20 protein-coding genes are annotated in these 21,249 nt (G+C 54.7%); 14 read left to right on the forward strand and 6 right to left on the reverse strand.

The features are described 5' to 3' along the window. The first annotated feature begins 1 nt into the window (after position 1). From lptC to yjgA, 10 genes are all read left to right on the forward strand, one after another. Positions 2 to 622 (forward strand): LPS export ABC transporter periplasmic protein LptC, encoded by a 621-nt coding sequence (gene lptC / locus Q0824_RS05555; protein ID WP_298448244.1) that lies wholly within the window; start codon positions 2 to 4, stop codon positions 620 to 622. Positions 623 to 665: 43 nt separating this feature from the next. Continuing rightward, positions 666 to 1,142, forward strand: coding sequence for a lipopolysaccharide transport periplasmic protein LptA (lptA, locus tag Q0824_RS05560; RefSeq protein ID WP_298449533.1), 477 nt, complete (start codon positions 666 to 668; stop codon positions 1,140 to 1,142). A 27-nt stretch (positions 1,143 to 1,169) separates the two neighbouring features. Then, the gene (gene lptB / locus Q0824_RS05565) at positions 1,170 to 1,895 is read left to right on the forward strand and encodes an LPS export ABC transporter ATP-binding protein (protein WP_298448245.1); all 726 of its coding nucleotides are present in this window, start codon (positions 1,170 to 1,172) and stop codon (positions 1,893 to 1,895) included. 174 nt (positions 1,896 to 2,069) lie between these two features. Further along, positions 2,070 to 3,605, forward strand: coding sequence for an RNA polymerase factor sigma-54 (locus tag Q0824_RS05570; RefSeq protein WP_298448246.1), 1,536 nt, complete (start codon positions 2,070 to 2,072; stop codon positions 3,603 to 3,605). A gap of 103 nt (positions 3,606 to 3,708) precedes the next feature. Continuing rightward, a complete protein-coding gene (hpf, locus tag Q0824_RS05575) occupies positions 3,709 to 4,017 on the forward strand; it encodes a ribosome hibernation promoting factor (RefSeq protein ID WP_298448247.1) in 309 nt (102 codons plus the stop codon). 84 nt (positions 4,018 to 4,101) lie between these two features. Beyond that, a complete protein-coding gene (gene ptsN, locus Q0824_RS05580) occupies positions 4,102 to 4,572 on the forward strand; it encodes a PTS IIA-like nitrogen regulatory protein PtsN (protein ID WP_298448248.1) in 471 nt (156 codons plus the stop codon). 29 nt (positions 4,573 to 4,601) lie between these two features. Next, complete coding sequence (rapZ, locus tag Q0824_RS05585; RefSeq protein ID WP_298448249.1) at positions 4,602 to 5,486, forward strand: RNase adapter RapZ; 885 nt, start codon at positions 4,602 to 4,604, stop codon at positions 5,484 to 5,486. Between the two features lie 6 nt (positions 5,487 to 5,492). Further along, on the forward strand, positions 5,493 to 5,762 hold the full coding sequence (locus Q0824_RS05590; protein ID WP_298448250.1) for an HPr family phosphocarrier protein: 270 nt from the start codon (positions 5,493 to 5,495) through the stop codon (positions 5,760 to 5,762). 68 nt (positions 5,763 to 5,830) lie between these two features. Beyond that, on the forward strand, positions 5,831 to 7,192 hold the full coding sequence (gene mgtE / locus Q0824_RS05595; protein ID WP_298448251.1) for a magnesium transporter: 1,362 nt from the start codon (positions 5,831 to 5,833) through the stop codon (positions 7,190 to 7,192). Positions 7,193 to 7,214: 22 nt separating this feature from the next. Next, complete coding sequence (gene yjgA / locus Q0824_RS05600; RefSeq protein WP_298448252.1) at positions 7,215 to 7,739, forward strand: ribosome biogenesis factor YjgA; 525 nt, start codon at positions 7,215 to 7,217, stop codon at positions 7,737 to 7,739. Positions 7,740 to 7,757: 18 nt separating this feature from the next. On the opposite strand, the gene Q0824_RS05605 is transcribed toward yjgA, so the two are convergent. The 6 genes from Q0824_RS05605 to Q0824_RS05630 are packed head-to-tail and all read right to left on the reverse strand — an operon-like array spanning position 7,758 to position 16,079. Further along, a complete protein-coding gene (locus Q0824_RS05605; protein ID WP_298448253.1) occupies positions 7,758 to 11,522 on the reverse strand; it encodes an AsmA-like C-terminal region-containing protein in 3,765 nt (1,254 codons plus the stop codon). A 37-nt stretch (positions 11,523 to 11,559) separates the two neighbouring features. After that, positions 11,560 to 13,041 carry a ribonuclease G gene (gene rng / locus Q0824_RS05610; RefSeq protein WP_298448255.1) on the reverse strand — a complete coding sequence of 494 codons (1,482 nt, stop codon included), beginning with the start codon at positions 13,039 to 13,041 and terminating at the stop codon, positions 11,560 to 11,562. Beyond that, on the reverse strand, positions 13,038 to 13,640 hold the full coding sequence (locus tag Q0824_RS05615) for a Maf family protein (RefSeq protein ID WP_298448257.1): 603 nt from the start codon (positions 13,638 to 13,640) through the stop codon (positions 13,038 to 13,040). The genes rng and Q0824_RS05615 overlap by 4 nt, the downstream gene beginning before the upstream one ends. A gap of 2 nt (positions 13,641 to 13,642) precedes the next feature. Next, positions 13,643 to 14,119 carry a rod shape-determining protein MreD gene (mreD, locus tag Q0824_RS05620; RefSeq protein WP_298448258.1) on the reverse strand — a complete coding sequence of 159 codons (477 nt, stop codon included), beginning with the start codon at positions 14,117 to 14,119 and terminating at the stop codon, positions 13,643 to 13,645. Then, positions 14,119 to 15,009 carry a rod shape-determining protein MreC gene (gene mreC, locus Q0824_RS05625; RefSeq protein ID WP_298449535.1) on the reverse strand — a complete coding sequence of 297 codons (891 nt, stop codon included), beginning with the start codon at positions 15,007 to 15,009 and terminating at the stop codon, positions 14,119 to 14,121. Before mreC ends, mreD begins: the two co-directional genes overlap by 1 nt. Before the next feature lie 29 nt (positions 15,010 to 15,038). Next, positions 15,039 to 16,079 (reverse strand): rod shape-determining protein, encoded by a 1,041-nt coding sequence (locus tag Q0824_RS05630; RefSeq protein ID WP_200202776.1) that lies wholly within the window; start codon positions 16,077 to 16,079, stop codon positions 15,039 to 15,041. 272 nt (positions 16,080 to 16,351) lie between these two features. Between Q0824_RS05630 and Q0824_RS05635 the strand changes: the two genes are divergently transcribed. The 4 genes from Q0824_RS05635 (at position 16,352) to gatB (ending at position 21,118) form a co-directional block, all read left to right on the forward strand. After that, complete coding sequence (locus tag Q0824_RS05635; protein ID WP_298448260.1) at positions 16,352 to 17,767, forward strand: mechanosensitive ion channel domain-containing protein; 1,416 nt, start codon at positions 16,352 to 16,354, stop codon at positions 17,765 to 17,767. 92 nt (positions 17,768 to 17,859) lie between these two features. Then, the gene (gene gatC / locus Q0824_RS05640) at positions 17,860 to 18,147 is read left to right on the forward strand and encodes an Asp-tRNA(Asn)/Glu-tRNA(Gln) amidotransferase subunit GatC (RefSeq protein WP_298448262.1); all 288 of its coding nucleotides are present in this window, start codon (positions 17,860 to 17,862) and stop codon (positions 18,145 to 18,147) included. Positions 18,148 to 18,187: 40 nt separating this feature from the next. Further along, entirely contained in the window at positions 18,188 to 19,645 is a 1,458-nt protein-coding gene (gene gatA / locus Q0824_RS05645) for an Asp-tRNA(Asn)/Glu-tRNA(Gln) amidotransferase subunit GatA (RefSeq protein WP_298448264.1), read from the forward strand. Positions 19,646 to 19,651: 6 nt separating this feature from the next. Then, on the forward strand, positions 19,652 to 21,118 hold the full coding sequence (gene gatB, locus Q0824_RS05650; RefSeq protein WP_298449539.1) for an Asp-tRNA(Asn)/Glu-tRNA(Gln) amidotransferase subunit GatB: 1,467 nt from the start codon (positions 19,652 to 19,654) through the stop codon (positions 21,116 to 21,118). The last annotated feature ends 131 nt before the right edge of the window (positions 21,119 to 21,249 follow it).

Genomic DNA, 21,249 nt, shown 5'->3' on the forward strand with positions numbered 1-21,249 from the left:
AATGGAGGAGAGCGCAAAAAGCAGCTTGCTCTCAAAACTGGCCTTGGCAAACAGGCCCCGGCTGCGCATGCTGGGGCTGGCAATAACCATTGCAGCCACTGCTTTTTTACTATGGCAAGGCGACGAGCCCCCACTCAGCAGCTACAGCGATGCCAGGCAGCTCCGCGGCGAATCAGAGCCTGACGGATTCGTTATTAACGGCAGCTACACCTCTTACGATGAGAACGGGCAGCGCAAAATCGTATTCACCAGCCCGCGGATCGAACAGTTCGAAGAAGGCAACCTTGCCGCTATGGAGTCGCCCAGCGCCGAACTGTTTGGCGCAACCGGAGAAGGCCCGTGGCTTCTGAATGCCGAGAATGGCACCCTGCGCCAGAACGATGACCTGCTTTATATTTCCGGAAACGTTCGTGTCGTACGAACGATTGGGGAACGGGAGGCAACGCTTAATACTGAAAGCCTCACCCTGGATAACAAACAGGGCATGGTTTATACCGATGACCCGGTTAAAATCACCGACACCCTTGGCACCACTCAGGCCAAAGGCATGAAAGCGTGGATCGACGAGCGCATTCTGGAACTGAACTCCCAGGTAGAAGGACGCTATGAAACCGTTAAATAAAGCCCTGCGCAGGCTTCTGACCACCGCCGTGGCAGCAGGCCTTATGAACTCAGCGATGGCCTTTGATCTTGATTCTGATCAGCCCATCACCGTGAGCGCCGACAGCGCTCGCCTTGACGACGGCAAAGGCATTGCCACCTACACAGGTGCCGTTGAGCTGACTCAGGGAAAAACCCGGCTGTCCGCAGAGCGTGTGGTTCTCTACCGCAGTGCCGAAGGTCTGAACCGCATCGAGGCCAGTGGTTCCCCTGCCCGCTATCAGCAGCCAGTAACCAGCGGTGACGGTAAAACGGATGCTCAAGCCAAAAACATAACCTGGTCTGCCACGGACAAACAGCTCACCTTTGAACGGGAAGCCGTCATTGAGCAGAATGGCAACGTGTTTCGTGGCGACATTATTCACTACGATACTGAGCAACGAGTGGTTACGGCAGAAGGCGGCGAGGATACCGGAGCTGGCCCTGGGCGGGTCGAGATGGTTATCCAGCCCCGAGGCAACAGCACAGACTCCACCCAATAACAGCTGATTACAGTAGACAGGAATCCGATGGCAGTTCTCAGAGCGAGTAACCTGGCAAAAAGCTATAAGCAGAAAAAAGTAGTCATCGATGTATCGCTGGAAATTCGCAGCGGCGAAATTGTTGGCCTGCTCGGGCCCAACGGAGCTGGCAAAACTACCTGTTTCTACATGATTGTCGGGCTGGTTAACGCGGATAATGGCCGTATCACTATCGACAGTCAGGACATCACCCCCCTGCCCATGCATGGCCGGGCGCGCAAAGGCATTGGGTACCTGCCCCAGGAGGCGTCTGTATTCCGCAAGCTGTCAGTGCGGGACAACATCATGGCGATTCTTGAAACCCGCAAAGGTCTGAGCCGAGCCGAGCGCCTGAGCAAGGTTGAACAGTTGCTGGAAGAGTTCCACATTACTCACATTCGTGACAGCCTGGGGATGGCCCTTTCCGGCGGCGAACGACGTCGGGTAGAAATAGCACGCGCTCTGGCCATGGAGCCTGCCTTTATCCTGCTGGATGAACCCTTTGCCGGCGTAGACCCCATTTCCGTCAGCGATATCAAACAGATTATTCGCCACCTCAGGGACAAGGGCATTGGTGTGCTGATCACCGATCACAACGTGCGCGAAACTCTGGATATCTGCGAGAACGCATACATCGTTTCCGGCGGGCACATAATAGCTTCCGGTAATGCCGAAACCATCCTTGCCAACCAGCAGGTAAAGGAAGTTTATCTTGGCAATGAGTTCCGGCTGTAAGCGTTGTTTTCAGCATGGCGGCGCGCCCGCTCGATTGTGTTGCCGACCCGGAGCAAGTAAACTCGGCAGAGAACTTGCTAGGATAATCTTTTTTGGCGGCAAGTAGCCGTGAAACAAAGAATTTTTAGCCGAAGCAAGAAATTCAGATCGGGTATAAGTGACGGATCCTGAGCGATGGTTATGAAAGCCTCATTACAATTAAAGCTGGGTCAGAGCCTGACTATGACGCCCCAGCTGCAACAGGCGATCAGGCTTTTACAGTTATCAACCCTCGACCTCCAGCAGGAAATCCAGCAAGCACTGGAATCCAATCCCTTGCTGGAATCCCAGGATGACGACGATCAGATTGATGCGCCTGCTGCGGATAGCGAGCAGAGCCACGACGACACTTCGAACCTTAACAGTTCAGAGACAGCCTCCGATTCGTCCAGTTCTGATTGGGATGAAAGCGAAAACGGGCCAGACTGGCAAACTGAAAACGAAATCCCTGACACAATCCCGGACGACCTTCCCGTCGATACCGCGTGGGACGATATCTATCAGTCCGCCCCTGCTCCTGCAGCACGCAACGAAGACGAAAGCGACCACGATTTCGAGACCCGCAACTCCCCAAGTGAAACCCTTAGGGACCATCTTGAGTGGCAGTTGAACCTTACGCCCATGACGGAACGGGACCAGGCTATTGCGCACGCGCTTATGGACGCAGTAGACGAGCAAGGCTACCTCACAAGCCCCCTGGAAGAGATATACAGCGGCCTGACGAACGATTCCGATGACGACCCTCTGGAGATGGACGAAGTAGAGGCCGTGTTACGCCGACTGCAGTTCTTCGACCCTCCCGGGGTGTTTGCCCGAGATCTCCAGGACTGCCTGCTTATCCAGCTAAATCAGTTGCCACCGGAAACACCCTGGCTTGCTCAGGCACGGTTGGTGATCACACATTATATAAACCTGCTGGGCAACCGTGACTACGCCCAGCTACTTCGCCGCAGTCGCCTTAAAGAAGACCAGCTGCGCGATGTGCTGGCACTGATTACCAGCCTCAACCCGCGCCCGGGAGACATCATTGATCGCACCGAGCCGGACTACGTTATTCCCGATGTAATCGTGCGCAAACACAATGACCGCTGGCGTGTTGAACTGAATCCTGAAATTGCGCCGCGCATACGCGTGAATGCGAGCTATGCTTCATTAATAAAGCGGGCGGATAGCAGCGCAGACAACACCTACCTGCGCGACCAGCTTCAGGAGGCAAAGTGGTTCATCAAGAGCCTGCAAAGCCGAAACGAAACGCTGCTAAAAGTTGCAACCAGGATTGTTGAATACCAACAGGGTTTTCTGGACCATGGCGAAGAGGCGATGAAGCCGCTGATTCTTTCGGATATCGCCCAGCTTGTGGAAATGCACGAATCCACCATTTCCCGTGTGACCACGCAAAAATACATGCACACACCTCGGGGCGTGTTTGAACTTAAATATTTTTTCTCCAGCCATGTCAGCACCGACGAAGGCGGAGAGTGCTCATCAACGGCTATTCGAGCAATGATCAAAAAACTGATTGCAGCAGAAACACCGAAAAAGCCGTTGAGTGATAACAAGATTGCAGCCATGCTGGGAGAAGAAGGGATCAAAGTGGCGCGACGCACGGTTGCAAAATACCGCGAGGCCATGAACATTCCGCCCTCAAACGAACGCAAGCGGCTGGTTTAAATCTGGCGCGTCGAACAGTTTCAAGTGGTTTTCGCTGGTGCAGCCATGCGCCAGCACTCAGACCGGCTCCCAGAGCCGGAAAGAATGACAACAGGAGACGTCTATGCAACTCAACATTTCAGGCCGTCACGTAGAGCTGACTCCCGCTTTGAAAGACTATGTAGCCGAGAAGTTTGAACGACTCGAGCGGCACTTCGACCACATCAGTAACTGCCAGGTAACACTGGAAGTCGAGAAGGTTCGGCAGATTGCAGATGCGACGCTCCACGTGGTTGGTGGTGAGATTCACGCAAAGGCGGAAAACGAGGACATGTATGCAGCCATCGACGGGCTCGTCGACAAGCTTGATCGACAGATCCTCAAGCACAAAGAAAAGAATGTAGACAGGATGCAGGGACACACCGCCCGCTAGGCGAGTGTTTTCAGGCATGTCATCTAATCAAGCTGCGGCGCGGTCTACGCGTCGCAGCTTTTTTCACGGAAGCGCGGTCGATTCATGAGCGACACATCCCTGACAATAGACAACATCCTTGTGCCGGAGCTGACCCTGTGCAATGTGCCCGCATCAAGCAAAAAGCGAGTGCTGGAGACCATTGCCGAGCAGATTCACGAGCACAATGATTCGGTCAACGAAAGTCAGATCTTCAACAATCTGATTGCCCGAGAGCGGCTCGGGAGCACTGGAATAGGCCAGGGGATAGCCATTCCCCATTGCCGTCTCGAAGGCCTCGAGCAGGTTATCGGCGTGCTGATGACCCTGGAAGAAGCCGTCGAATTTGATGCAATAGACAACCAGCCGGTGGACCTTTTGTTTGCACTGATCGTGCCCAAAGAAGCCACCAGCGAGCATCTTGAGCTGCTGAGCCAACTCGCCGAGAAATTTAACGAGCGCTCATTCTGCGACGCTCTCAGGCAGTGCGAAGATGCGCACACACTTTTCCAACGCATGACAGCCACAAGTGGCTGATATCTACCCCGGCAACAGGTTATTTCACTATGAAGCTGATCATCGTCAGTGGCCGGTCAGGTTCCGGCAAGAGTACCGCTCTGCACGTACTGGAAGACCTGGGATACTACTGCATTGATAACCTGCCTATCGGGCTTTTGTTTCCCCTGACACGGGAAGCGGCAAACCAGACGGCGCCGGGCAGGCTCGACAAAATGGCCGTCAGCATTGATGCCCGAAACCTCTCGGGTGAGCTGGCCAATTTCGAGGAGATCCATCGCAAGCTCCGCAGAGATGAGATCCAGGTTGAAGTGATCTACCTGGATGCTGATGACCAGTCTCTCCTTCAACGGTTTCACGCCACCCGGCGCAAGCACCCCCTGAGCGATGACAAAACGTCTCTGAGAGAAGCCATCAGCAACGAAAAAGAACTGCTTGAACCTCTCTCAAAGCTCGCAGATTTGCACATCAACACCAAAGGGCTGTCGATGTATGAGTTGCGGGATATGGTGAAGCAACGGGTTGCCGGCCGCAAAGATCAGGAACTTGCGCTGCTGTTCCAGTCTTTCGGATTCAAACACGGTGTACCACTGGACTCTGATTATGTCTTCGATGTGCGCTGCCTGCCCAATCCCTACTGGGATCACAGCCTGCGCAAGTTTACCGGCCTCGATCAGCCCGTTATCGAGTTTCTTGAGGCCGAGCCTGCCAGCACCAAAATGGTTAACGATTTGATCGGGTTTCTGGAGAGCTGGATTCCGTCCTTTGCAGACAGCAACCGTAGTTACATGACCATCTCCATTGGCTGCACCGGCGGCCAGCACCGCTCAGTGTATATCTGCGAACAGCTGGGGCGGCACTTCCGCGAAACCTGCAGCAATGTGCAGGTACGCCATGCGGAGCTGCCTCACCTGCAGGCCCGGAAAGAGGTCTGATCCGCTGTGATACGCCACCCCATTGTTATCATTAACAAGCTTGGGCTTCATGCCCGGGCCACTGCGAAGCTTGTGGCCACGGCTTCGCAGTTCGACAGCTCCGTGAGAATCTGTGGCAAAGGACGCGAAGTCGACGCTAAAAACATCATGCATGTGATGATGCTTGCCGCCAGTCAAGGCACAGAAGTTGAACTGGTGGCCGATGGCCCGGATGAAGATAAGGCCATTGAAGCCCTTTCGGAATTGATCAATGACTATTTTGGCGAAGGCGCATAACCCACTCTTTCTCACGTGCTTCGGCTAACTCCGTTATAATGCAGGCGTTTTCTGACTGCAGGTGATTCATGTCCGATATTCTGGAAAAAAGCCAGGCCCGCCAACGCTTACGCTCCCTGAGTGAAGCGCTGGACAGTGGTGCGCTGAAACAGGTTGCCCGCATTCTCAACGGCGGCTTGAGCCCCAGCGATATCGCGCACCTGCTAGAATCATCGCCGCCCCGCCAGCGTGCCCTGCTCTGGAACCTGGTCGACAAACAGCTCGAAGGCGATGTTCTCCAATACCTTAACGAAGACATCCGTGCAGAATATCTGAGCCGACTCAACGCCCAGGAACTGGCGGATATCATCGAGGACTTCGAGTCCGACGATCTCGCCGACCTTCTGCAGCAATTGCCGGATAAGGTGATCCAGGAAGTTCTGGACACCATGGACGAACAGGATCGGCAACGGGTTGAGGAAGTCCTCTCCTACCCGGAAGACACCGCCGGCGGCCTGATGAACACGGACACCATTACTGTCCGCCCTGATATCAGTATTGATGTGGTATTGCGGTATCTGCGTCGGCACCGTGCACTGCCGCCGATGACGGACAGCCTGATTGTGGTGAGCCGGCGCGATGAATTTATCGGAATGCTGCCGATAACCAAGATGCTTGTTTCCAACCAGGCAGCAACGGTTCGTGAGGTGATGGATACGGATATAGAGCCCATCCCCGTCATGCTCTCTGATACCAAGGTTGCCACTTTGTTTGAGCGTTACGACCTGATTTCCGCACCGGTTGTGAACCAGGAGGGTCATCTACTGGGCCGGATCACCATCGATGACGTGGTGGATGTTATCCGCGAAGATGCGGATCACTCACTCATGAGCATGGCCGGTCTGGATGATGACGAAGACACCTTTGCCCCGGTCTGGAAAACCACACGGCGCAGGGCGATCTGGCTGGGCGTCAACCTGATCACAGCGTTCATTGCTTCTGGTGTTATTGGCCTGTTTGAAGACACCATCGAAAAGGTGGTCGCATTGGCGGTGCTCATGCCCATTGTGGCCAGCATGGGCGGAATTGCTGGTAGCCAGACTCTCACTCTTGTTATCCGGGGTATGGCAGTTGGTCAAATCAGCGGCACCAATGTGGGCTGGTTGCTGAACCGGGAGTTTCTTTCCGGTATTCTCAACGGCATACTCTGGGCCGGCGTAGTAGCTGCCGCCGCAACCGCCTGGTTTCAGGATTTGTTAATAGGCGCCATTATTGCCGCTGCATTGATTATCAACCTGGTGGCCGCAGCGCTGGTAGGCACCGTATTACCGCTGTTCCTGAAATCCCGTAATATCGACCCGGCGCTGGCTGGCAGCGTTATACTGACAACCGTCACGGATGTGGTCGGTTTCATGTCATTTCTTGGCCTGGCGACTATTTTTTACGCGTGAACTGACAAACCTGGATGAAAACATGATCGACGACCACGACGACGAAGCTCCACAATACTCGGGGCCGAGTAAATCCCAGCTCAAGCGGGAAATGCATGCGCTTCAGGGCATTGGCAAGCGGATGCTGGACCTGAGCAACGAACAGCTTGATACGCTAACCATTAGCGACACTCTGAGACGTGCCATTGAAGAGTCTCGCAGAATCAAGCAGAACGAAGCCAAGCGCCGCCACCTGCAGTACATTGGCAAGATTATCCGGCAGGAAGATGACCCGGAAGCCGTTGAGCGAGCTATTGATGCGTTCGATTCGGGAAGTGAAGAGCATACCCGTCGCCACCACCTGGCTGAGCGCTGGCGCGACCGGATGATTGCCGAGGGCGACTCGGTTGCCGGAGAATTCTTCAACTACTGTCCTGGTGCCGACATACAGCATTTGCGCAATCTTGTTCGCAATGCCCGTAAAGATCTGGAAAAACAGAAAAATACCGGGCAATCCCGCAAGCTATTCCGCTATTTACGGGAATGCGTTGACGAAGCTGAAGCCTGATATCCGCAGCGGCTCAGGTTATTTACCTGTGTCAAATACGCTGCGCAAATCGACTTTAGGTTCGTCCCAAGGGCCGGTCACATTGTAGGTGGCGCTGGTGAGCCTGCTTAGCGGGTCTCCCAGCACCTTATCCAGTACAAACAGAGCACCTCCAATAGGTGCTCCAGCACCCATCAGCAAGGCAGCCAGCGGCAGGTTCTGGGTGAGTGGCAGTACAACAACCAGGCGCATATCGAACACCTCTTCCTCAAGATTGGTGCTACCACTGAGCTTGAACGCTCCAGATGGGCCAACCACCTGCATTTCCGGATCCATTGTGAGCAAGCCATCCTCAAGGCGAGCCTTGCCGGATATTGCATCAAACGCCACCCCACGCTCATAAAGATCCGAAAAATCCAGCTTGAGCCTGCGCCACAGCGTATCGGAGTTGAGCAGATTGAATATCCTGAACACCTGCGCACTGTTGTTGCTCTCCAAAATCACACCATCATCGAGGCGAAGACTGACATTTCCGCTAAGGCTTGCCGGATCAAACTCATCAGGACGCCCTGGCCAGTCCAGGTTCAATTCAATGTTGGACTGCTTGTTCGAAAAAGGTACTTCAGTATCGAAAAGTTCCCCCAGGTCTGCTAATGCCCCACCGGCTATAGATCCGGCAAACTGACTGACTTCCCGATCATCAACCACGCTCCAGGTCATATCACCCAGTAACGTGATGGATTCCAGGTGACCTTCAATATTGCGAATATTGAGTTTCTGCCGCTCAGGCCGAAGCTGGAAAGCCCAGCGCCCCAAACGGTCATTGTTGAGGCGCAGCTCAGCGATCGCAATGTCCACATCTGGCCACGCCTCCATGTCCATTGCCCGGAAGGCCTCAAGTTGCTGTTCTATAGTCAACAATTCTGGTGCTTCCTTGGCCGCAGTTTCGTCCCGAACCAGTTGCACCACCGCAAAATCTGCTGTAACCAGACTGTTGTCATTCGGGATTTCAATTCGGCCAACTGCCCGCTCCGAATGGGTGCTCAAGACCCAACGGTCTCCAAGATCAAATGCCTCCAACTCTATATTTTTAAGTATCTGATCCCCAAGGTAGAGCTCATCAAAGGTCAGCTCTATTCCGGAGTTTTTCCATAAAAGATCAAAGGTCGCGCGATTCTCCCAGGTTCCCGAAATACCCAAACCTCGCTCATCCCCTGTATGTATTTCTGCGAACACAGGCGCGACCTGACCGGCCTTTTTGGAAAAAGGGCCTGGCCAATCGATGGTGAGCCCTTCGAGGCTGGAGCGAACCGTTACCCTTGGCGGGCCTTCCGCTGTGACATCCAACCGTGCAGAGTAACCAAAAGCACCTTTGAGCCCATATCGGCTGCTGCCGGCATCACTACCATTCAGGTTTTGGGGATCTACACGTTCGAACTGGCGAAACACGCTAAGTACAGGCAAGGTGCCTGTTTGCTCAATCCGCAGTGCCTGTGCGGCTCCCGGCTGACTGAATACAATCTTGGTCGGCTCATCCAGAAAGTGCGCCATCAGCGGCGCTTTCGAAAAGCCCTTTTCAGAATGGTACGTCAGCTCACCGTTAATTCTGTCCCAGCGCAGATCTGTACCTGGATAGGCTACCGAGCCATTCTCCGTGCGAACCCCGGCCTCAACCACAGGTGCCAGGTTGTCCTTGAGGGGCAAGTCTATCGACAGATCAAGCTTGTATTCACCGCCATAGCTCAGCTTTGCTGCCTCGGGCCCGGCCATGGCGCCAAACGGGCTGTTGCTCATCCAGTAGCTGATAGCATCTGCGGGCACAGGTGCAGATACATCCACCCGCACCAGTGCGCCCTCGGCTTCTGGAATTACGGAAACAGTGCTCGGATCAATCGCCAGGCCACCGGTGTTGCCCGCCTCAAGCATCACCAATGTATCGCCATTCTGAATGTCGACACGCCCGCGCGCGTCAGTTACCTCTGGCCACTGCTTATCGTAACGAACGCTGGCGTTTTCAAACTCATACCACATGGAGGAAACAAACGAGCCGGAGGGGGCATCCCTACCGATCTGGCCATGACCATAGTAGACGCCAGACGGTATCTCCGCTTCAGTGATGGCCGTGGTTAACCACTCATAAAGCCCGGCATCCACGATCTTCTCAGGAACAAATGCAGCCAACATGGAGGCGTCGCCATTCTCGACACTCACCCGAAGGCCGAGGTTGTCCTCACCTGTCTGGTCAAGCTTGAGATCGAAAGCTCCGCTCAGATGGGTGTTGTCACCATAGGTCATGCGTATATCGTCTGAATAAACACGTGTGACAGGCCCATCCAAACGCCAGGCTACGGTGGCGGAAAGCTCAGGCAGGGACCACTCACTGCTGAACAATTCCGGAAAAGAGAGGGCCACCGGGCGTGATCCCTCTCGAGCCCGAACATAGCCGGCATTCTGATCAACGTAAATAAACCCATTCACGCCGCGCACGGCTGGTGCGCCACCATAGGCGGCGGCACCAACATCCCGAAGCTGGGCAGAGAGTTCAAAGCTGTTGTCACCGCTCCCCGGAACTCTGATAGTGACACCATCCAAAAAGCCTACGGGGCGGTAGTCCTCTAATGCGTCGCTGGCGACCGGTGGCAACAATGGCAGAGTGCCTGTCAGGCGTCGAAGCGGGCGCAGGGGCATGGCATCTGCGGTGATGGTTATCCCTTGCGGCTCCGGAACCAGCTTCAAACTGAATGGTGGTACCTGGTCACCATTCCAGGTCCAGGCGAGCTGTTTGAGGTGCCACTCACCAATGGTTTCTGAGCGGGGCCCACCCTCTTCAGGTGTCACCATCACATCATGGTGCCGGCGCCAGCCAAACCGTGCACTGATATCTTCCAGCGGGGCCAGCGATTCGCCGGCAACGCCGAGCTGCAGGTAGGGTGTTCTCACGGTACCGCTGACCTGCTGAAGGACGCCTTTGCGGAAGGTAAGCCAGGCTTCTCCGCCCAGATCAAAGCCTTCAATACGGATGTCCCGCCACTGGTACTCATCAATCAGCCCGTCAAACAGGCGCCCGGAATCTACATTAAGATAGAGTTGGCCACTGAAGTCACCGCGGAAAAACTGTTTACCCACCAGGGCAAAGCTGGCCAGCTGTTCAGTGGTTGCAGACCGCAAAGCGCGGCCAGATGCCCGGAACAACCCTTGCTGATACAGCAGATCAAGCTGGGGAATATCCAGAAACCGGAGCTGACCCTGGTTGTCGCGAATACCCAGGTTCACTCGGGTCACTTTTATGTAGGGGTCCGAAAGCCATTTCCCGGCAATTCTGAGCCAGTCCCGGTAACGATTGTTCAGGGGCTCCGGAATATCAGCGCCCCGCACACCCACCTCACCGCTACGCTGTTGATTCAGTGTTAATTCGAGACCATCAGCTTCAAAGTCCTCGAAAACAATTCTGAAGCGCATCAATGAGGCAAGCGCATCAAAACGGATGGTCAGATGCTGCAGGCTCACAACCCGGTCACCGGAATCCGGATTGGTGACTTCTATGTCCTGTGCGGTAAAGGAAGGATCAAGCCAGAACCAGCGCGACGACAGGCTACCAATACTCACATCGTGACCGAGGCGAGCAGATAGTTCGTCGGAAAGCTCATCCCGGAAAGAATCCACGTTCTGGGTAAGCTGCCTCCCAATGCCGGCGTAAAGAGCCAGTAGCACAAGAACAACCAGCAACAACCACCAAATTGCATTGGTAAGCAGTGCCATCAAGCGGAGAGGCTGGCTATCGGAGGAGGGCTTCCGGAGCTTCATCGCCGGCTACCCTCTATGCCGGTGTATCGCCCCGAAATCAGAGCAAAACGACATCGTACTGTTCCTGGCTATAAAACGGCTCTACCTGGAAACGGACAGTCTTGGCAATAAAGGTTTCGAGATCCGCGACGTTGTCAGATTCTTCATCAACAAGGCGATCAACCACACTCTGTGACGCCATCACCAAATAGCTTTCTGCGTCGTAGGCCCGATTGATTCTCAGAATTTCCCGGAAAATTTCGAAACACACTGTCTCACTGGTTTTCAGGAAGCCTCTACCATCGCAGATAGGGCAAGGCTCGCACAGAACCTGCCCGAGGCTTTCTGTGGTCCGCTTTCGGGTCATTTCCACCAGGCCCAGCTCAGACACGCCGGTAATCTTGGTTTTAGCGTGATCCCGTTCGAGCATTTTTTCCAACATCCGGTGAACCTGGCGCTGGTGCTCAACATCTTCCATGTCGATAAAATCGATAATAATGATGCCGCCAAGGTTACGCAGACGCAGCTGGCGACTGATTGCCCGTGCGGCTTCCAGATTGGTCTTGAAAATGGTCTCTTCAAGATTACGGTGCCCCACGAAGGCGCCGGTGTTTATATCAATGGTGGTCATTGCCTCAGTCTGGTCAATGATCACATAGCCGCCTGATTTGAGCTGCACTTTGCGGCTCAGTGCCTTTTGAATCTCATCCTCTACGGAGTAAAGATCAAAAATAGGCCGTTCGCCGGGGTAATACTCCACTTTATCGGCAAATTCGGTGACAAACTCATCAACAAACTCCATTACCCGCTGATGGCTCTCGCGGCTGTCGATGCGGACTTTTTCAGTCTGCGGCCGAATCAGATCACGGATGGTGCGGATGAACAGGGGCAGGTCCTTATAAACGGCCGCCGGCGCCTGCACTTTCTCAATCCGTTCATGGATAGACTGGCTAAGGTGGTGCAGATAATTCATATCTGCCAGCAGCTCTTCTTCGGATGCGGCTTCAGCTGCCGTGCGAATGATGTAACCACCCTGCACATCCGGATGCATTTCAGCACCCTGCTCAACGATGGCTTTCAATCGGCTACGCTCGGTTTCATCCTCTATTCTCTGGGAAATACCCACATGGATGACCTCTGGCATGAACACCAGATAGCGCGATGGTATGGAAAGCTGAGTGGTAAGCCGGGCACCTTTTGTGCCGATGGGGTCCTTGGTGACCTGAACAACCAGTGACTGGCCTTCGCGTAACAAGGTGCGAATGTCAGGAACGGTTTTCGGCCCATCGCCGGGAGCTGCTGTGCTGGCATGGCTGGAAACCACATCTGAGGCGTGGATAAAGGCAGCCCGCTCCAATCCTATGTCTACAAACGCCGCTTCCATCCCCGGAAGCACGCGCACAACCTTGCCTTTGTATATGTTACCGACAATACCTTTACGGCTGGCACGCTCAATGTAGGCTTCCTGCAACATTCCGTTTTCAACCAGCGCGACCCGGGTTTCAACCGGTGTTACGTTGATCAGGATTTCTTCGCTCATGATTGGCTCTCCTGACTACTCATCCAGTGTTTCCAGACAGGGCCACCGGCATCCGCCAGCAAGGCGGCTGTTTCCTGCAAAGGCAAGCCAACAACCGCACTGTAACTCCCTTTGAGTTCCTTCACAAAAATACCACCCAGGCCCTGAATTCCATAACTTCCGGCCTTATCCATGGGCTCGCCTGAAGCTGCATAGGCTACAATCTCAGTTCTCGAGAGCACCCGAAAGCTAACCTCCGTGGTCACCAACCTGGAGTCACAACCATCATCCTTGGCCAGCGCAATGCCTGTCATTACCTGATGTGTTTTGCCTGACAGCATAGCCAGCATGGCTTCAGCCTCGGCTTCATCTGCCGGTTTACCTAAAATGGCGCCATCCAGAACAACCGTTGTATCTGAGCCAAGAACCCACTTACCAGGAAAATGAGCAGAAACTGCGAGTGCTTTCTCCCGCGCAAGCCGCTCAACGTAATCGCCGGGGGCCTCAGACGTTCGTGGTGATTCGTCAATATGGGCTGGATGCACAGAAAATGGTACGCCAATCTGTGTGAGCAACTCCGAGCGGCGTGGCGATGCCGAGGCGAGAATAATCGACGTCATGGCTAACCCAGCTTCCTGTTAATGTTGTCCAGAACTATGCAGAACACTGGCCAGATCACGGCGCTGGTGAGTGCAGGCCAAAGATAACTGAAGCCGGCATCTTCGCCACCAAACATCTGCTTGAGAAAATGCACCAGCATCTGGTTGATCCCCAGCAGCAGAAAAACCATCACACACTGCTGTGGCACAGGGTACATCCGTAGCCGCTGATGAATCGTCAGCACCAGAAAGGCAGTCAACCCCATCCCCAGCGCGTTAACGCCCAATGGCGTCGCTTCCAGCACATCCAGCAGCAGCCCAAGACACCATGCGAGCAGGACGCCAAACTGAGCCGGAGCGCGGAAAGTCCAGTAAAACACAACCAGCCCTAACCACTCAGGGCGAAATTCAAACCAGCCCGTGGGGAAAAGGGAAATACTCAATACCAGTGATGCGATCACGGAAAACACAAATACCGGATAACTGATGACAGATAACATCAGCCTTGCCCCCCTTGCACCGCGTCAGCCGCCGGTATATCGGAAGGCATGTCGTCACCTGCTTCTGGCGGGTGTTCGCTTTTGGGCGGGAATACAACAAGTACAAGGCGGCTCTGATTGAGTTGCGCCTTCGGGCGAGCTTGAATGGTAACAAACGGCTCCCCAGGCTCTTTTTTGATCAGGCTTACTTCAGCAACCGGGTACCCTCTAGGAAAGCGCCCACCGAGGCCAGAGCTCACCAGAAGATCGCCTTCTCGAATGTCTGCTGTGTCTGGCACGTGAACCAGATCCAGGGCGCCTGAATCGCCGGTCCCCAGAAGAATAGCTCGAAGCCCGTTGCGCACAACTTCAACGGGTACCGCATGACTACTGTCTGAGACAAGAAGCACGCGGGAGGCAATTTGACTGGTCTGCACAACTTGCCCCATCAAGCCATGGGCATCCAATATGGCCTGTCCCACCTGCAAATCATCACTTCGGCCTTTATTGATAATAATTTCGTGGGAATAAGGATCTGGTGACACCCCGACGACCTCGCTGACGATTACCCGGTCATCGAGCAGTTCAGACGAGTTCATCAAGCGGCGAAGTTCGTTGTTTTCAGATGCCAGAGCGGCGTATTTGAGTGCTCTGCGCTCGAGGATAAGCAGACGGGCTTTGAGGTCTTCGTTTTCCTGTTTCACATCTTCACGGGTGGTGAACAGGCCCGCCACCCAGTCGCTGAACTGATAAGGAGCATTGCCCAGCCAGTACACCGGCGTGAGCGCGGTTGCCAGGGTGCTGCGAACGGGGGTAACACGGTCAAACTGCTGATCGGCGACGATCAACGCCGCCGATACAATAATAACGAGCAGGAGCCGGAGGCCTGGCGCAGGCCCCTGAACAAAAATGGTTTTAATGGCGATCCCTCCCCAAAGGATTATCCCTCCTGGGAGAACATTCCAATGCCACCCCGATCAATAACTTCCAGCGCCTTGCCGCCGCCACGGGCAACACAGGTCAGCGGATCTTCTGCAATGATTACCGGCAGCCCGGTTTCTTCACTGATCAGCTTGTCTAGCCCACGCAACAAGGCTCCACCACCGGTCAGCACAATGCCGCGTTCGGCAATATCAGAAGCCAGTTCTGGCGGTGACTGTTCCAGCGCGCTTTTAACCGTCTGTACAATCTGCGCCAGAGATTCCTGGAGGGCATCCAGAATTTCTTCACTGTTGAGGGTGAACGCACGGGGCACACCTTCCGCCAGGTTGCGGCCGCGCACATCAATTTCGAGAATCTCGAGGCCTTCGTAGGCACAACCGATTTCGTGTTTGATGCGTTCTGCGGTGGTGTCACCAATCAGACTGCCGTAATTACGGCGCACGTAGGTAACGATGGCTTCATCAAACTTGTCACCACCTACCCTGACTGAATCGGCATATACAATGCCGTTCAAGGAGATAATGGCGATTTCGGACGTACCCCCACCGATATCCACAATCATCGAGCCACTGGCTTCTTCAACCGGCAGCCCGGCACCTATGGCAGCCGCCATGGGCTCTTCAATCAGGAATACTTCCCGGGCACCCGCACCCAGAGCCGACTCGCGGATGGCTTTGCGCTCTACCTGGGTAGATTTGCTGGGCACACATACCAGAACCCGCGGGCTTGGAGTAATGAAGCTGTTCTCATGCACCTTATGAATGAAGTGCTGAAGCATCTTTTCAGTCACCACGAAATCGGCAATAACGCCGTCTTTCATGGGCCGAATGGCCGTAATATTACCGGGTGTGCGGCCCAGCATGCGTTTCGCCTCGGCGCCTACGGCGGCAACGGTTTTCTGGGAATTAGTGGTACGAATGGCTACTACGGACGGCTCGTTCAGCACAATCCCGCGGTCACGCACGAAAATAAGGGTGTTGGCGGTGCCCAGATCAATGGACAGGTCGCTGGAGAATAAGCCTCGGAGTCTTTTAATCAACATTCGTGTAGTTTCAACCTGAGAGTTGCGGTTGCAGAAAGATGCGGCAACTTTATCAGTGCCCCCCCGCGCAGGCAAGGCGCAGCCGGCCGCAAAGGCAAATGATATTGCTCCAGGCATGAACAATTGGTCATGTACGTGGAGAGTCAGCTTAGGGCTATGCGCGAATTTCAGGTTGACGCGGGCGGCACGCTGAACTTTGATTTACATTAAAGATGGCCCGAAAGGCCATCCACAATAACCGGATTTTACCGCCACCGTAGGGGCCACTATTGAGAATACCAAAGATTAACCTGCCAAAGTATGTCGGCGCGGCTTGGCTTGGCAGGCACTTGCTTTTGGTTGTAGCGCTAACAGTTTTTGCTCCCCCACTGGTTCTGGCTCAGCAACAAGAGGCAGAGCCAGCTGGCGCAATTGCTCTTGAGCCGGGAGCAGACAGCGACGAATTGATAGCGCAACGCATTTCCGGGATTTTTTCCCAGATTCCGCAGTTTGACTCTTTGCAGGTTAACGTGACCAGCGGCGTAGTGGCGCTTTCAGGCGAAACTGCGAACGAGGCACAGGCCCAAAAGGCCTTGAAACTCGCCAGCCGGATAGAGGGTGCCATCGCAGTTGATGACAGAATTGTCCGCACTCTGGATTTGCAGGACAACCTCGACCCCCTGTGGGATTCGCTACAGAACACTCTGCGTGGCTGGATACGGGCCCTGCCACTATTTCTGGTGGCATTCAGTGTTTTTGCCCTGGTGGCGTTCGCCGGGCACCGGCTGGCAAGCCACGCACCACTTTGGTCACGGGTAACCAGAAATCCCTTTCTGGCGGAACTGGCCGGGCATGCGGCAAGGCTGATCACTATTCTACTGGGGTTGCTGCTGGCATTGAACATACTCGGCGCTACCGCGCTGATGGGCACCCTACTAGGCGGCGCAGGCGTGTTAGGGCTGGCGATCAGTTTTGCGGTAAAAGATTCCATGGAAAATTACATTTCCAGCATCATGTTGAGCATCCGCCAGCCATTCCGGGCTCAGGAACACGTAATCATCAACGATTACGAAGGTGTTGTGGTGAGGCTGACCTCGCGCTCCACCGTGCTAATGACGCTTGACGGTAACCACCTGCGAATCCCCAACGCTACGGTTTTCAAAGCTGTCATCCTGAATTACTCTCGCAACCCTCAGCGCCGCTTTGATTTTGTTCTTGGGGTGGACGCAGAAGACGATCCGGCCCTGGCTATACAGACTGGCCTTACCGCGATGCAGCAGTTGGACTGGGTACTGAATGACCCGGAACCCAACGGCATTATTGAATCCGTGGGCGATTCCAACATTCTTATCAAGTTCACGGCCTGGATTGACCAGCGTGAATCTGATTTCGGAAAAGCCCGTAGCCTCTCGATTCGTGCTGCCAAGAACGCGCTGGAAGCCCAGGGGTTCACCCTACCCGAACCCATATACCGGCTGCGCTTCGACCAAACACCCGGCACACTGACTGCCGTAGACACTTCAAAGCTGCCAGAGCAGACGCAAGAGCCGGACAAAGGCCCAATCAAGTCTTCGCCCGAGTTAGAGTTACCGGCTGATGACGTGTTGAACGTGCGCCCGGACACCCATATTACGCGACAAGTGCGGGAAGAGCGGAACGTCGCCGCAGCCGAAGACTTGCTGGATGATTCGCGGCCAATTGAGTAGATTTTCGGCGTCGCAGCGCCCCTCCCGCCCAGCCGCGAATCTGTTACCATAACCACCTTCTTGAAAACGCTGTTTCATACATTGGAGTCAACGTGACCATTTCCCGCGAAGACATTGAAAAAGTCGCCGTGCTGGCCCGCATTCGCCTCGACGAAGAGCAGATACCCGCACTGGAAGACGACTTGGGCAACATCCTGAGCCTGGTTGACCAGCTCAGAGCCGCCGACACCGACAACGTAGAGCCGCTGTCCCACCCGCTGGATGCCGTGCAGCGTTTGCGTGCAGATGAGGTAACCGAGACCAATCAAAGGGAAGCCTTCCAGGCCATTGCGCCGGCGACCGAAGACGGCCTTTATCTCGTACCTCGGGTTATTGAGTGATCTGACGACGCCCACTATCAGCCCTCTATCAGGATTGAACATGCATAATAAATCCGTAGCAGAGCTTTCCCGCGAGCTGGAAAGCGGCAAGATTTCAAGCGTGGAACTGACCCGTGAGTTCCTCGATCGCATTAAAGCCGAAGACAAGCAGTACAACAGCTTTATTGCGGTAACCGAAGACCAGGCCATGGCGGATGCCAAAGCCGCAGATGAGCAGCGTGCAGCAGGCAACGCCAGCGTTTGGACCGGTGTGCCCTTTGCCCACAAAGACATCTTTTGCACCAAGGGTGTGGCAACCACAGCTGGCTCGAAAATGCTGGCCAACTTTGTGCCGCCCTACGACTCCACGGTCACCGCTAATTTCCGCGCGGCCGGCGCTGTGTGCCTGGGTAAAACCAATATGGATGAGTTCGCCATGGGCTCTTCCAACGAATCCAGCTTTTTCGGCCCGGTAACCAACCCCTGGGGATTAAGCGCCGGCGAGAAGCGCGTGCCTGGTGGATCCTCCGGTGGTTCCGCAGCCGCCATTGCTGCTCGCCTTGTACCTGCTGCCACCGCAACTGATACTGGTGGTTCCATTCGTCAGCCGGCTGCCTTGTGCGGCATTACGGGCCTGAAGCCTACCTACGGCCGGGTGTCCCGCTACGGTATTATTGCCTTTGCCTCCAGCCTTGATCAGGGCGGCACCATGGCGCGTACCGCTGAAGACAACGCGCTGATGCTGAACGTGATGGCGGGGTTTGATCCGAAAGACTCCACCTCTGTTGATCGCGCCGTGCCGGATTACACCGCCACCCTTAACGAACCGCTGAAAGGCTTGCGTGTCGGTCTGCCGAAAGAGTATTTCTCCGATCAACTCAGCCCGGCCATGGAACAGCAGATACGCAACGCTGTGAAAGAATATGAAAAGCTGGGCGCGACGGTAAAGGAAGTGTCACTGCCCCACGCCAAGCTGGCTATTGCCGCCTACTACGTGATTGCACCCGCAGAAGCTTCTGCCAACCTGTCGCGTTTTGATGGCGTGCGTTACGGCTATCGCTGTGAGAACCCGCAGGACCTGAACGATCTCTACACCCGCACCCGGGCCGAAGGTTTTGGAGATGAGGTGAAACGCAGAATTCTGGTGGGCACCTATGCGCTTTCTGCCGGCTATTTTGATGCCTATTATCTGAAAGCCCAGAAAGTTCGACGCCTGATCCAGCAGGATTTCATCAATGCCTTTAAAGAAGTGGATGTGCTGATGAGCCCGGTTTCGCCGTCACCTGCTTTTGTGCAGGGCGCAAACACCAATGATCCGGTGACCATGTACCTGGAGGATATTTTCACCATTGCCGTGAACCTTGCCGGTGTTCCAGCCATGTCGGTACCTGCAGGTTTTGTCGACGGCCTGCCTGTTGGCTTGCAGATCATCGGAAACTATTTTGATGAGGCCCGCCTGCTGAATGCGGCCCATCAGTTCCAGCAAGTGACCGACTGGCACCAGAAGCTTCCCCAGTAAGCCCGAATCAGGAGAACGACTATGCAATGGGATATTGTGATCGGGCTGGAAATTCACGTTCAGCTTGCCACCAAAACCAAGATTTTTTCCGGCTCCAGCACGGCATTTGGTGCCGAGCCTAATACTCAAGCGAGTGCCGTTGATCTGGCCATGCCGGGCACATTGCCTGTGCCAAACGAGCAGGCATTCCGTTATGCGGTGATGTTCGGCTTGGCAGTAAACGCCGAAATCGGCCGGCGCTCGGTGTTCGATCGTAAAAACTACTTTTACCCGGATTTGCCCAAGGGTTATCAAACCACGCAACTGGACCACCCCATTGTGGGCCCGGGCTTTGTGGATATTGATTTGGCCGATGGCAGCAGCAAGCGTGTGCGGATTCATCATGCCCACTTGGAAGAAGATGCGGGCAAATCCCTGCACGAAGACTTTCATGGCATGACGGGTATTGACCTTAACCGCGCCGGCACACCGCTGATTGAAATCGTCACCGAACCGGACATGAACAGCGCGGAAGAAGCCGTTGCCTTTGCAAAAAAGCTGCACAGCCTGGTGTCGTCTATCGGCATTTGCGATGGCGATATGAGCCAGGGGTCTTTGCGCTTTGATGTGAACATTTCACTCAAGCCTAAAGGCTCGGATGAACTCGGCACCCGCACGGAAACCAAGAACCTCAACTCCTTCCGTTTTATGGAGCAGGCCATTGCCCATGAAGTGGAGCGGCAGATGGACATTCTGGAAGACGGCGGCCGCATTATTCAGGAAACTCGTCTGTACAACGGTGAGCGCGATGAATCACGCTCGATGCGCAGCAAGGAAGAAGCCAACGATTACCGCTACTTCCCGTGCCCCGATCTGCTGCCCGTGGTGATTGACGATGGATTTATTGAGAGCGCCCGGGATTTGTTGCCGGAATTGCCGGATGAGCGCAAAGCACGATTCATGGAGCAGTATGGCCTCAACGATTATGATGCTCGCTTGCTCAGTGACGACGCTCGGATTTCAGCTTTTTTTGAAGAGGCTGTAGGTCATGGTAAAGATGCCAAGTTGGCCGCCAACTGGGTATTGGGTGAGTTTTCTGCGCGTCTGAATGCCGAGGACAAAACCGTGGTTCAGGCGCCTATCACTGGCTCGCAGCTGGGCGAGTTGGTGGCGCGTATTGCCGATAACACTGTGTCGTCCTCGGGAGCCAAGAAGGTATTTGAAACGCTTTGGAAAGGGGATGCGGATAATGCGGATGCCATTATTGAAGCCCAAGGCCTGAAGCAGGTCTCGGATACCGGCGCACTGGAACAGATGGTCGATGAGGTTCTGGCTGGCATGCCGGACCAGGTTGCCCAGTACCAGCAAGAAGCCGATCCGAAGAAGCAGAAAAAAATGCTGGGTGGCTTTATGGGGCCTTTGATGAAAGCGTCAAAGGGACAAGGCAACCCCAAGCTGTTCAATGAAATCTTGCTGAAAAAATTGAACAACTGACCATTTCGAAACACAGCCAGGTCATCAGCCAGAGCGTTCAGGTCGTTCATTGGCGCCTGGCTGTTTGCGTTAAACAATCTTAATCCTGCGACCGCAACCTTGTAATCCACCTGCACCCCAACAGTTAGCAA

It is taken from the genome of uncultured Marinobacter sp., assembly GCF_947488835.1.
Classification (GTDB): domain Bacteria; phylum Pseudomonadota; class Gammaproteobacteria; order Pseudomonadales; family Oleiphilaceae; genus Marinobacter.